Annotated in this window: 9 protein-coding genes and 1 tRNA gene; 8 read left to right on the top strand and 2 right to left on the bottom strand. The window is 67.6% G+C overall.

Annotated features, from left to right (window positions below):
• Window positions 1-10: 10 nt before the first annotated feature.
• Window positions 11-553 carry a GspH/FimT family pseudopilin gene (locus H8B22_RS02255; RefSeq protein ID WP_187712510.1) on the bottom strand — a complete coding sequence of 181 codons (543 nt, stop codon included), beginning with the start codon at window positions 551-553 and terminating at the stop codon, window positions 11-13.
• Between the two features lie 153 nt (window positions 554-706).
• On the opposite strand from H8B22_RS02255, the gene uvrB reads away from it, so the two are divergent.
• Both uvrB and H8B22_RS02245 read left to right on the top strand, forming a co-directional pair.
• Window positions 707-2,737 carry an excinuclease ABC subunit UvrB gene (gene uvrB / locus H8B22_RS02250; RefSeq protein WP_187712509.1) on the top strand — a complete coding sequence of 677 codons (2,031 nt, stop codon included), beginning with the start codon at window positions 707-709 and terminating at the stop codon, window positions 2,735-2,737.
• 130 nt (window positions 2,738-2,867) lie between these two features.
• Window positions 2,868-2,942 (top strand) — tRNA-Val (locus H8B22_RS02245).
• Window positions 2,943-2,992: 50 nt separating this feature from the next.
• On the opposite strand, the gene H8B22_RS02240 is transcribed toward H8B22_RS02245, so the two are convergent.
• Complete coding sequence (locus H8B22_RS02240; protein WP_187712508.1) at window positions 2,993-4,048, bottom strand: LysR family transcriptional regulator; 1,056 nt, start codon at window positions 4,046-4,048, stop codon at window positions 2,993-2,995.
• Window positions 4,049-4,215: 167 nt separating this feature from the next.
• Here H8B22_RS02240 and H8B22_RS02235 point away from each other — a divergent pair, with 167 nt between their 5' ends.
• The 6 genes from H8B22_RS02235 (at window position 4,216) to H8B22_RS02210 (ending at window position 12,315) form a co-directional block, all read left to right on the top strand.
• The gene (locus tag H8B22_RS02235) at window positions 4,216-4,443 is read left to right on the top strand and encodes a hypothetical protein (protein ID WP_187712507.1); all 228 of its coding nucleotides are present in this window, start codon (window positions 4,216-4,218) and stop codon (window positions 4,441-4,443) included.
• The gene (locus H8B22_RS02230) at window positions 4,440-5,426 is read left to right on the top strand and encodes an SDR family NAD(P)-dependent oxidoreductase (RefSeq protein WP_187712506.1); all 987 of its coding nucleotides are present in this window, start codon (window positions 4,440-4,442) and stop codon (window positions 5,424-5,426) included. The genes H8B22_RS02235 and H8B22_RS02230 overlap by 4 nt, the downstream gene beginning before the upstream one ends.
• Window positions 5,423-6,637 (top strand): efflux RND transporter periplasmic adaptor subunit, encoded by a 1,215-nt coding sequence (locus tag H8B22_RS02225; protein ID WP_187712505.1) that lies wholly within the window; start codon window positions 5,423-5,425, stop codon window positions 6,635-6,637. The genes H8B22_RS02230 and H8B22_RS02225 overlap by 4 nt, the downstream gene beginning before the upstream one ends.
• A 190-nt stretch (window positions 6,638-6,827) precedes the next feature.
• Entirely contained in the window at window positions 6,828-10,013 is a 3,186-nt protein-coding gene (locus tag H8B22_RS02220) for an efflux RND transporter permease subunit (protein ID WP_187712504.1), read from the top strand.
• Window positions 10,014-10,090: 77 nt separating this feature from the next.
• Window positions 10,091-10,831, top strand: coding sequence for an SDR family oxidoreductase (locus H8B22_RS02215; RefSeq protein ID WP_187712503.1), 741 nt, complete (start codon window positions 10,091-10,093; stop codon window positions 10,829-10,831).
• Window positions 10,828-12,315, top strand: coding sequence for an efflux transporter outer membrane subunit (locus H8B22_RS02210; protein WP_187712502.1), 1,488 nt, complete (start codon window positions 10,828-10,830; stop codon window positions 12,313-12,315). The genes H8B22_RS02215 and H8B22_RS02210 overlap by 4 nt, the downstream gene beginning before the upstream one ends.
• The last annotated feature ends 640 nt before the right edge of the window (window positions 12,316-12,955 follow it).

Here is a 12,955-nt window from a genome sequence, read left to right as displayed (position 1 = left end):
GGGCTCCGCGCTAGCTGCCGTATACGCAGGCCCTAGCGGCCTCCGGTGTCGGGCTGCCGCTCCGCAGCTGCCCCGCGTTCGACAGCACCAGGGTCACCGCGTGGCCCGTGCCGCGGGAGTCGCACAGGGTGAAGGTGACGTTCGAGCCGGCGTTGCCGCCGTTGGGCTGGAAGATCAGTCGCGTCCGGCCGGACGTCGAGCGCAGGTGGACGGATGCGTCGATCGGTCCGGTCTGCACCAGCAGGGTTTCGTTGGGATCGTGGACGCGGTCGCCATTGATGTCGGCGTAGACCATCCAGCCGCCGTCCCAGACGGGGGTTCCGGTGCATTGCCCGGAGGCGGATCGCGGGCAGACGACCACTTCGGTGCCGGCGATGGCCGAGTGGTTCACGGCGTCGAGCAGGCTGGCGGCCAGCTCCGCCCGTACCGAGCCGGAGCTCGCCGCCGCCTTCGCATGCGATAGCGCCGGTACGGCGACCGCCAGCAGGATCGTGCCGACGGTCATCACGACGAGTGCTTCGATCAGGGTGAATCCTTTCACGGGGTAGGGCATCTCGGGGCTCCGGTCCTGGAACGCCGGCATCCTCGCTGACCCGTTCACCCTCTGCAGTCGGCGCGCCGCGCGGTTGCGGGTAGGAAAAGTCCGCACCCGCCCTCATCTCCGGGACTGGCTACACTCAGCGATTGCCTTCTCCCCCGCAGGCTCATGAACGAACTCATCCATCCGGCCGGCTTCCAGTTGGTTGCGCCATACAAGCCGTCCGGCGATCAGCCGCCGGCCATCGAGAAACTGGTGGCCGGCTTCGAGAACGGCCTGGCGCACCAGACCCTGCTGGGCGTCACCGGCTCCGGCAAGACCTACACCATCGCCAACGTCGTGGAACGGGTGCAGAAGCCGACCATCGTGATGGCGCCCAACAAGACGCTGGCGGCGCAGCTGTACGGCGAGTTCAAGGCGTTTTTCCCGCACAACGCGGTCGAATACTTCGTCAGCTATTACGATTACTACCAGCCGGAAGCCTACGTCCCGTCCTCCGATACCTACATCGAGAAGGACAGCTCGGTGAACGAGCACATCGAGCAGATGCGCCTGTCGGCGACCAAGGCGCTGCTGGAGCGCAAGGACGCGATCATCGTCTGCACGGTCTCCGCGATCTACGGCCTGGGCGACCCGAACGAATACTTCAAGATGGTGCTGCACATGGTGCGTGGCGAGCGCATCGAACAGCGCGAGCTGATCCGCCGCCTCACCGAGATGCAGTACACCCGCAACGACACCGAGCTGCGCCGCGCGACCTACCGCGTGCGCGGCGAGGTGATCGACGTGCACCCGGCGGAAAGCGATGCCGAGGCGCTGCGCATCGAGCTGTTCGACGGCGAGATCGAGAACCTCACCATGTTCGATCCGCTCACCGGCGAGACGCTGCGCAAGCTGCCGCGCTACACGATCTACCCCGGTTCGCACTACGTTACCTCGCGCCGCACCGTGCTGGACGCGATCACCGCGATCAAGGACGAGCTGCGCGAGCGCCTGGAGCAGCTGTACGCGCAGAACAAGCTGGTCGAAGCGCAACGCCTGGCGCAACGCACCCAGTTCGACCTGGAGATGCTGGCCGAAGTCGGCTACTGCAACGGCATCGAGAACTACAGCCGTCACCTCACCGGGCACATGCCCGGCGAGCCGCCACCGTGCCTGTTCGACTACCTGCCGCCCGACGCGCTGCTGGTGGTCGACGAATCGCACGTCACCGTCCCGCAGGTCGGCGCCATGTACAAGGGCGACCGCTCGCGCAAGGAGACGCTGGTCGAATTCGGTTTCCGCATGCCGTCGGCGCTGGATAACCGGCCGTTGAAATTCGAGGAATGGGAAGGCCGTTCGCCGCGCGCGATCTTCGTCTCGGCTACGCCCGGTCCGTACGAGTTGAAGCATTCCGAGGGGCAGATCACCGAACTGGTGGTGCGCCCGACCGGCCTGATCGATCCGCAGGTCGAGATCCGCCCGGTCGCCACCCAGGTCGACGACGTGCTCGGCGAGATCCACGAGCGCGTCGCGATGGGCGACCGCGTGCTGATCACAACGCTGACCAAGCGCATGGCCGAGAACCTCACCGAATACCTCGGCGAGCACGGCGTCCGCGTGCGTTACCTGCACTCCGACATCGACACGGTGGAGCGCGTGGAGATCATCCGCGACCTGCGCAAGGGCGTGTTCGACGTGCTGGTCGGCATCAACCTGCTGCGCGAAGGCCTGGACATGCCGGAGGTGTCGCTGGTGGCGATCCTCGATGCCGACAAGGAGGGCTTCCTGCGTTCGACCGGGTCATTGATCCAGACCATCGGCCGCGCCGCGCGCAACCTGCGCGGCAAGGCGATCCTGTACGCGGATCGGGTGACGAAATCGATGCAGGCCGCGATCGATGAAACCGACCGCCGCCGGCACAAACAGGTCGAGTACAACCAGATTCACGGCATCACGCCGAAATCGGTCGCCAAGCCGATCGTCGACATCATGGAAGGCGCCCGCGTCGATCCCGATGCGCTCAAGGCCAAGGGCAGGGCGCGCAAGGTGGCGGAGGAGGCGGCCGAGTACGCCGCGCTCAGCCCCGCGCAGTTCGCAGCGCGGATCAAGGCGCTGGAGCAGAAGATGTACAAGCACGCCCGCGACCTCGAGTTCGAGGACGCCGCCGCGGTGCGCGACCAGCTGCGGCGCCTGCGCGAGGCGGGGTTCGCCGCGTAGGCCCCCCGGCCCGCCTTGGATTTCGCGGACGTTGGTAGCGGGCTTGAGCCCGCCCCACAAAAACCCTTGCCCCGGAAGCGCCCATCGGGCTAAACTGCGCGCCCCTTGCAGCGGTGTTTTGGCTGCAGACGGGCGATTAGCTCAGCGGTAGAGCACTACCTTGACATGGTAGGGGTCACAGGTTCGAACCCTGTATCGCCCACCAGATTCACCGAACGGCGCGATCCTCGGATCGCGCCGTTTCTGTTTCCGGGCTCAGGCCAGCGCCAGGTCGTCTTCTTCGCGCGGCGTTTCGTCGGTGACAATGGCCGCGCGCTTGCCCTTCTTCTTGCCTTCGGCCGCGCCTCGGCTCTGCTCCTGCTGCAGTTCCTGCTGGCGCTTGAAGATCGGGCACAGTTCTTCCATGTAGTTCGCGTCGAAGTTGAGGCGTTCGACCAGGAAGTCGACGAACGCGCGCACCTTCGGCGACTGCACCATGCCGCGCGGGAACACCGCGTTGAATTCGTACTCCGGCCCGGTCCAGCCGGCAAGCACGCGCTGCACGAAGCCATGCTCGGCCAACGGCTTCATCATCACGTCGGCCGCCAGGATCAGGCCTTCGCCGCACAGCACCGCGCCCTTGATGGCGCCGAAGTCGTTGGCCACGAACACTGGCTCGATGCGGAAGTCGGACGTGCGCTCGCCATCGTCGAGCGTCCACGCGAATCCGTTGCCGTTGCGGCGCGACTTGTGCATCGCCAGCGTGGCGTGGTGCACGAGGTCGTCCGGATGCAGCGGTTCGCCGTGGCGTTCGATGTACTGCGGGCTGGCGAAGACCTGGGTGCGGAACACGGCGAGCCGGCGCGCGACCAGGTTCGAATCGGGCAGGTTGCCGACGCGCAGGGCGACGTCGATTTCCTTGTCGATCAGGTCCAGCGGTTCGTTGCTCAGCAGCATCTCGACGCGGATTTCCGGATGGCGCGAGCGGAACTCGCCGAGCAGCGGCGCGATCTTCTCGACTCCGAGCGAGTAGGGCGCAGTGAAACGCAACCAACCGCGCGGGCCGCTCTGCAGCTGGCCGACGGCGCTCTCGGCTTCGTCGAGTTCGCGCGCGATGCGCTGGCAATGTTCGAAGTAGATGTTGCCGGCCTCGGTGAGGCCGAGCTTGCGCGTGGTCCGGTGCAGCAGTTGCGCGCCCAGTCGCGTTTCCAGTTCCTGCACCTTGCGGCTGACGGTGGTCTTGGGCAGGCGCAACGAGCGCGCCGCGGAGATGAAGCTGCCGTGCTCGACCACCTTGACGAAGATCAGGGTGTCGTTGAGATCGCGGGTCATGGGGGCGACTCCGGTGGGGACGGTCCGATTGGACCGATTTCGGGACAATTATTCCCTTAATCGACGGCTAATCAAGTGCCGGTGGCGGGACTAATCTGCGCCCCAGTTCCCCCGGTGTTGCAGCCATGTTGTCCTCTCCCCGTGCCCGATTCGCCTATGTCCTGGTCATGCTGGTCGCCTTCGTGGGCGTCCTCGGCGTGGCGGCGATCGCGCTGAAACAGGCGATTTCCGCGGGTGCCGCGGAAGCCTGGATGATGGCGGGCGTGCTTTCGGTGGTCGTGGCGCTGCCCTTGGCCCTGTTCCTGCTGCCGGTGATCAGCTGGCTGCAGCGGCGGGCGCGGAAAATCGCGATCGTCCCGAATGCGGGCCAAAATGTCCCGGGAGTGGGACGGTGAAGCCTGCAGTCCTCATTCTGGGCGCGACCGGTACGGTCGGCAGCGCGACGGTCAAGGCCGCGGTCGAGGCCGGCTGGCCGGTGGTGGCCGTTGCCCGCGACCAGGACGCGCTGGATGCCCTGCGCCAGCGCCACCCCGGCGCCAAGCTGCACACACTGGCCGGCAGCGTGGCCGACGACGCTGGCGCCACGGCGCTGGTCGCCGAGCTGGAGCGGATCGGCAAGCCGTTCGCCGGCGTGATCGCCGCGTTGGGCATGGGCGAGGAGCGCGGGCGCCTGCTCGACCAGTCCTCCGAGCAGCTGCGCCACACCTTCGACGAAGCGGTGCTGCCGCAACTGGTCGCGGCCCGCCACCTGCTGCCCTGGCTGGCCCAGTCCGGCCGCAACTGCGGCTACGTCGTGATCGGCGGGCCGGGTGGTCGCAATCCATGGGCGGGCTACGGGCATCGCTCGATCGCCGCCGCCGCCATCCGCATGCTCGCGCGCGTGCTGCACGGCGAGGCGCAGGCGCACGCGGTGCGCCTGCAACTGCTTGAAGTCGAATCGCCGGTGCGCACCGACGCCAACGAGAAACATGCCTGCCAGCAATGGCCGTGCGTGGAGCACATCGGGCGCAAGGCGCTGGCGCTGCTCCAGCACCGCAACGACGCGCGCTGCACCGAGGCGGTGATCGATTACCGCAGCGAGGCATGCAACCGCTACTTCGACATCCCGGCGCCGCTGCCGTCGTCCGCCGATGTCGATCCGGCGTCGCTCCATTCGTCTGAACAGGAAAGCAGGGGCTTGACCCTGGAGCCGGACCAGCCTCCATCGTCCAGCACCACCGGATCTCCCCCGCACTCGCCCACGCAAGCACCGCAAGAAATGGATAGCGACGCCGCCCTACTGCCAGCACGCTGTCTGCAGGACGTGCGCACCCTGCTCCAGAACTTCTCCCTCCCGACATCCACCCACAAGAAAAAGAACCAGGAGCGTACGAAATGAGCCGCAGGAAACTCTCCCGTTCAGGACTGCTCCGGCCAGAAGCCGGCCTGCCATGGCTGGCACTCGCGGCTGGCATCACCATCCTGCTCGCGCTGGCCGGTTGCAGCAGCGAAGCCGCGCCCAACGCCGGCATGCCGCCGCCGCCCGAAGTCAGCGTCGCCAATGTGCTGGCGAAGAACGTGCACCAGTGGGACGAATTCACCGGCCGCGTCGCGGCGGTGGAAACCGTCGAACTGCGCCCGCGCGTCAGCGGTTACGTGCAGCGCGTCGCCTACGGCGAAGGCCAGGAAGTCCACAAGGGCGACCTGCTGTTCGTGATCGACCCGCGCCCGTACCGCGCCGCGCTGGATCGCGCCCAGGCCGACCTCGAACGTGCCCGCGCCGAATCGCGCCTGGCCCACGCGCAGGACGCGCGTGCGCAGACGCTGATCGAAGCCAAGGCGATCTCGCGCGAGGAATTCGAACAGCGCAAGGCCAACACCTCCGGCACCAACGCCGCGGTGCGTGCCGCCGAAGCCGCGGTTACCGCCGCGCAGCTCGACCTGCAGTTCACCCAGGTGCGCTCGCCGATCAATGGCCGTGCCGGCCGTGCGCTGGTGACCGAGGGCAACCTCGCGTCCGCCGACGCCACGCTGCTGACCACGGTGGTCTCGCAGGATCCGGTGTTCGTGTACTTCGAAAGCGACGAGCAGAGCTTCCTGCGCTACGCCGAACTCGCCCGCAAGGGTGAACGCGCGGACACGCAGAACCCCGTGCGCGTCGGCCTCGCCAGCGAAACCGGCTACCCGCATGCGGGCACGGTCGATTTCGTCGACAACCAGGTCGACCCGACGACCGGCACGATCCGCGCCCGCGCGGTGCTGAAGAACCCGGACCGCCTGTTCACGCCGGGCCTGTTCGCCCGCGTGCAGCTGCAGGGCACCGGCGAGTTCAAGGCGCTGCTGATCGACGACAAGGCCGTGCTCACCGACCAGGACCGCAAGTACGTCTACGTGCTCGGCCCGAAGAACGCGGCGGTGCGCAAGGACGTGGTGCTCGGTCGCAGCATCGACGGACTGCGCGTCGTGCAGTCGGGCCTCACGCCGGCGGACAAGGTGATCGTGCACGGCGTGCAGAAGGTGTTCTTCCCCGGCATGCCGGTGTCGCCGAAGCAGATCGCGATGGGCGCGCCGCCGCCGACGCTGGTGGCGAGCGCCGCCGGTTCGAAGTAACGCGCGTTTATCCCTCTCCCGCATGACGGGGGAGGGCTGATCCGAACCTTCCCTCGCCGCGGGGGAAGGGGCTCCAAGGCTTCAGGCCGCCGACCCTCCTCGTGCCCCTCCCCCTAGAAGCGGGGAGGGTCGGGCCGGCCTTTCCCTATGCAATGCCAATGCGCCTGCCACGCAGGGCAAGGATCCCTCCATGGACTTCTCCAAATTCTTCATCGACCGGCCGATCTTCGCCGCGGTGCTGTCGATCGTGATCTTCGCCGCCGGCCTGATCGCGATCCCGATGCTGCCGATCAGCGAATACCCGGAAGTGGTGCCGCCGTCGGTGATGGTGCGCACGGTGTATCCGGGCGCCAACCCCAAGGTGATCGCTGAAACGGTCGCCACGCCGCTGGAGGAAGCGATCAACGGCGTCGAAGACATGATGTACATCAAGTCGGTCGCCGGTTCCGACGGCGTGCTGGCCATCACCGTGACCTTCAAGCCCGGCACCAACGCCGACGATGCCGCAGTACGCGTGCAGAACCGGGTCAGCCAGGCGCTGGCACGGTTGCCCGAGGACGTGCGCCGGCAGGGCGTGACCACGCAGAAGCAGTCGCCGGTGTTCCTGATGGTGGTGCACCTGACTTCGCCGAACGGCAAGTACGACACCCTGTACCTGCGCAACTACGCCCGCCTGCACGTCAAGGACTCGCTGGCGCGCTTGCCCGGCGTCGGCGACGCGCAGATCTTCGGCGGCGGCGACTACGCGATGCGCGCCTGGCTCGATCCGGACAAGATCGCCTCGCGCGGCTTGACAGCCGGCGACGTCGTGCGTGCCATGCGCGAGCAGAACGTGCAGGTCTCGGCCGGCCAGCTCGGCGCAGAGCCGATGCCCAACAGCGACTTCCTCACCCTGATCAACGCCCAGGGCCGCCTGCGCAGCGAGCAGGAGTTCGGCAACATCGTGCTCAAGAGCGGCGAAGGCGGCGAGATCGTCCGCCTGTCCGACGTCGCGCGCCTGGAGCTGGGCGCCGGCGATTACAGCCTGCGTTCCCAGCTCGACGGCAAGAACGCGGTCGGCATCGGTATCTTCCAGGCCCCGGGTGCCAACGCGCTGGAGATCCAGAAGCAGGTCATCGCGAACATGGATCGCATCGCCAAGACCTTCCCGGACGGCATCAAGTACGAAGCGGTCTACGACACGACCATCTTCGTGCGCGATTCGATCAAGGCGGTGGTGACCACGCTGCTGGAAGCCGTGCTGCTGGTGGTGCTGGTGGTGATCCTGTTCCTGCAGACCTGGCGCGCGTCGGTCATTCCGCTGATCGCCGTGCCGGTGTCCATCGTCGGTACGTTCGCCGCGCTGTACCTGCTGGGCTTCTCGATCAACACCCTGAGCCTGTTCGGCCTGGTGCTGGCGATCGGCATCGTGGTCGACGACGCGATCGTGGTCGTGGAGAACGTCGAGCGCCACATCGAACACGGCGCCACGCCGCTGGAGGCGGCGCACCTGGCGATGCGGGAAGTGTCCGGACCGATCATCGCGATCGCGCTGGTGCTTTGTGCGGTGTTCGTACCGATGGCGTTCCTGTCGGGCGTGACCGGCCAGTTCTACAAGCAGTTCGCAGTGACCATCGCGATCTCGACGGTGATCTCGGCGATCAATTCGCTGACCCTGTCGCCGGCGCTGGCCGCGCGCCTGCTCAAGCCGCATGGCGCGGCGAAGGACGCGCCGTCGCGCCTGATCGACCGGCTGTTCGGCTGGCTGTTCCGTCCGTTCAACCGCTTCTTCAAGCGCAACTCGGAACGCTACGAGGGCGCCGTCTCGCGCACCCTGGGCAAGCGCGGCGCGGTGTTCGTGGTCTATGCGCTGCTGCTGGTCGCCACCGGCGCGATGTTCAAGATCGTGCCCGCGGGCTTCATCCCGCTGCAGGACAAGCTGTACCTGATCGCGGCGGTGAAGCTGCCGGAAGGTTCTTCCATCTCGCGTACCGACGCGTTGCTGAAGAAGGTCACCGACGTCGCGATGCAGACCGAGGGCGTCGAACATTCCATCGCCTTCCCCGGCCTGAACGCGGTGCAGTTCACCAACACCCCGAACACCGGCGTCGCCTTCCTGCCGCTCAAGCCGTTCAAGGACCGCGACCGTAGCGCTGCGGAGATCACCGCCGAGATCAACCAGAAGATCGCCGGCTTCCAGGAAGGCTTCACCTTCGCCCTGATGCCGCCGCCGATCCTCGGCCTCGGCAACGGCGCGGGCTACCAGATGTTCATCGAGGACCGCAGCAACCTGGGTTACGGCGCGCTGCAGAACGCGGTGAGCGCCTTCCAGGGCGCGGCGATGCAGACTCCGGGCATGGGCTACGCGAACAGCACCTACCAGGCCAACGTGCCGCAGCTCGACGCCGAAGTCGACCGCGTCAAGGCCAAGGCGCAGGGCGTGCCGCTGACCGAACTGTTCGACACGCTGCAGACCTACCTGGGTTCGGCCTACGTCAACGACTTCAACCAGTTCGGCCGTACCTGGCAGGTGATCGCACAGGCTGATGGTTCGTTCCGCGACAGCGTCGAGGACATCGCCAACCTGCGTACCCGCAACGACCGTGGCGAGATGGTGCCGATCGGCTCGATGGTCACGGTCAAGCAGACCTTCGGCCCCGACCCGGTGCTGCGCTACAACGGCTATCCGGCCGCCGACATCGCCGGCGACGTTGATCCGCGCGTGATGTCGTCGGCGCAGTCGATGGACGTGGTCAAGGGTATTGCCGCGAAGGTGCTGCCGACCGGCATGGACATCGAATGGACCGACCTGAGCTACCAGCAGGCGACGCAGGGCAATGCCGCGCTGGTCGTGTTCCCGCTGGCGATCCTGCTGGTGTTCCTGGTGCTGGCCGCATTGTACGAAAGCTGGACCTTGCCGCTGGCGGTGATCCTGATCGTGCCGATGTGCATGCTGTCCGCACTGCTCGGCGTGATGCTGACGGGCGGCGACAACAACGTATTCGTGCAGGTCGGCCTGGTCGTGCTGATGGGCCTGGCGTGCAAGAACGCGATCCTGATCGTCGAGTTCGCCCGTGAGCTGGAGATGCAGGGCAAGGGCATCATCGAATCCGCGCTGGAAGCCTGCCGCCTGCGCCTGCGCCCGATCGTGATGACCTCGATCGCCTTCATCGCCGGCACGGTGCCGCTGGTGCTGTCGCATGGCGCCGGTGCGGAAGTCCGCTCGGTCACCGGCATCACCGTGTTCGCCGGCATGCTGGGCGTGACCCTGTTCGGCCTGTTCCTCACCCCGGTGTTCTATGTCGCGCTGCGCAAGCTGTCCGGCAAGGCGCTGGTGAAGCACGACGACACGCCGTCGCTGGCAGCGCATTCGCTCACCGCGTCTTCGATCCTCTGATGCAAGAGTAGGGTGGGCCCCGGCCCACCTTCCCGCATCCCAACGGCGGGCCAGCCCCGTCCAACAGGAAATCCCCCATGTCCTCCCAGAACGCAGACAAGATCGCACTCGTCACCGGCGCCACCCGTGGCATTGGCTTTGAAACCGTCCGCCAGCTCGCCGCACACGGCGTGCAGGTCCTGCTCGCCGGCCGTGACCACGCCAAGGCCGTCGAGGCATCGCTGAAGCTGCAGTCCGAAGGGCTGCCGGTCGAGGCCGTCACGCTCGACGTCACCGACTCCGGCAGCATCGCCGCCGCCGTGCAGGAGGTCGAACGCAAGCACGGCCGCCTCGACATCCTCGTCAACAACGCCGGGATCATCCGCGACGATGCCAGCAAGCCGCGTTCGGCACAGACGCTGCAAGCGTGGCGCGAGACCTTCGATACCAACCTGTTCGGCCTGATCGAAACCACGCAGGCGTTCCTGCCGCTGCTGCGCAAGTCCGCGGCCGGGCGCATCGTCAACGTCTCCAGTGCGCTCGGCTCGCTGGCCCTGACCAGCGATACCTCCACGCCGTACAGCACGTTCACGATTCCCGCCTACAACGTGTCCAAGAGCGCGGTGAACGCGTGGACCGTGCAGCTCGCGCACGACCTGCGCGACAGCGGCATCAAGGTCAACACCATCCACCCCGGCTACGTCCGCACCGACATGAACAAGGGCGAGGGCGAGTTGGAAGTGGCGCAGGGCGCGGAGACCAGCGTGCAGATGGCGCTGCTCGGCGAGGACGGTCCCAGTGGCACGTTCCAGTACCGCGGCGAGGTGCTGCCGTGGTGAGCGCGTCTTCTTCGTTGCGCGTCCTTCCGGTCGGCATCGCCGCGGCATTGCTGGCGGCATGCACGGTCGGACCGGACTTCGTCCGCCCGGACATGCCGGTGCCGGGGCAGTTTGCGCAGGCGACGAGCGAGACGACGGCCGCTGATGCCTCGATGCTGCCGGCGCAGGACGCCGGTGTCGCGCTCGTCACCGACAGCGAGTTCTGGCGCGGCTTCGACGATCCGATGCTGACGCGGCTGGTCGAGGAAGCGCTGGCCGCCAACCACGACCTGCGCATCGCCCTGGCCAACTACGACCGCGCGAATGCATTGCTGCGCGGCGCCCGCTTCGATTACTTCCCGACCATCACCGCCCACGCCGAAGCGTCCGACGGCCGCGCCAGTGCCGACCAGGCGCCGGGCGTGGCGCGCGCCGATCGCGACGCCGAGAGTTACAGCGCACAGGCGCAGGTGTCGTGGGAGCTCGACCTGTGGGGCAGGGTGCGCCGTGGCGTTGAAGCCCAGCGAGCCGGGGCGCAGGCCTCGGCCGCCGACCTGCAGGCGACGCAGGTGGCGATCGTGGGCGAGGTCGCGCGCAGCTACGTCGACCTGCGCGGCCTGCAGGAACGGTTGCGCGTCGCGCGCGAGAACGCCGTCAACCAGGCCGAAACCCTGAAGCTGGTGACGGCGCGCTTCGATGCCGGGCGCGGTACCGAGTTCGACACTTCGCGCGCCAGCGCGCAGCTGGAAGCTACGCGTGCACGGGTGCCGGCGCTGGAGGCGCAGGTCGCGGTGACGATGCACCGCCTGGCCGTGCTCACCGGCCGCACGCCGGATGCGTTGATCGCCGAACTCACCCCGCAGCACGCGTTGCCGATGCTGCCGGCGCGCATCGATCCGGCGACGCCGGGCGACCTGTTGCGCAATCGGCCCGACGTGGCCGCGGCGGAGCAGCGGCTGCATGCCGCGACCGCACGCATCGGGGTGGCGACGGCCGACCTGTTTCCGCGCTTCACCCTCGGCGGCCTGATCGGCTCGCAGGCGATCGACAGCAGCGCGCTGTTCGAACGCGTCAGCGAGACGCGATTGGTGGCATTGGGCATCGACTGGTCCTTCCTCGACATCGGCCGCGTGCGCGCGCGCATCAAGGCCGCTGACGCGCAGGCCGAGGGCGAGCTCGCGCAGTACGAGAAAACCGTGCTGCTGGCGCTGGAAGACACCGAGAACGCACTGGTGCGCCACGCGCGGGCGCGCGTCGAGGACCGGCACCTGGAGCAGGCGGCGCTGGACAGCGCGAAGGCGGCGCAGTTGGCCCGCGTCCGTTTCGAAGCCGGCGCCGCCGACCTGTTCGAAGTGCTGGATGCCGAGCGCACCCAGTTGCAGGCACAGGACGCCTTCGCCGACGGCCGCACCCGCAGCGTCAACAGTGCGGTCGCCTTGTACAAGGCGCTGGCGGGCGGGTGGCCGGAGCGGATGCCGGAGCGGAAGAAGCTGGCGTCGCAATAGCCAGTGTAGCCCGGGTAAGGCCGTAGGCCGCACCCGGGTCGAACCGCGAGGCGTTACGAAAAGCCCCGGGTGCGCTGCGCTTACCCGGGCTACGCGGCTGCGTTTACCGGGGGCCCTGGTTCTTTCTTCTCCCCGCACCGCGGGGAGAAGATGCCCGCAGGGCAGATGAGGGGCGCTTTTGCTTGTGCTCGGCTTCAGCGCCGCATCCCCTCACCCTGCGTCGCTTCGCGACGCTGGGCGGGGCGAGGGAGCAATGAGCCCGGCGCGCGAGGCTCCCGGGCCCGACGCTCGGAGCAAAAAGGCCGAAGTGCGAGCCTCCATAGCCTGGCGCGCGGAGCAAAAAGCCCGAAGCCCGAGGCTCCCAAGCCCGACGCTCCGAGCAAAAAGCCCGGAGTTCGAGGCTTCCAAGCCCGACGCTCCGAGCAAAAAGCCCGGAACGCGAGGCCCCAAGGCTCGGAGCTCCGAGCAAAAAGCCTGGAATGCGAGGCTTCAGGGCTTGGCGCTCCGAGCAAAAAGCTCGAAGCGCGAGGCTCCTGGGCCCGGCGACGGCTCAAAGAGCCCGGCCGGCGGGGCTGCGAGTTGACTTGACCCGCACCCGTCCCCAACCATTGCATCCGTCGCGGCGCCCGCCGCGCCCGCA

This window comes from Lysobacter terrestris (assembly GCF_014489475.1).
Lineage (GTDB): Bacteria > Pseudomonadota > Gammaproteobacteria > Xanthomonadales > Xanthomonadaceae > Agrilutibacter > Agrilutibacter terrestris.
Note: the sequence above shows the minus strand (reverse complement) of the source record. Positions and strands in the feature narration are given on the sequence as shown.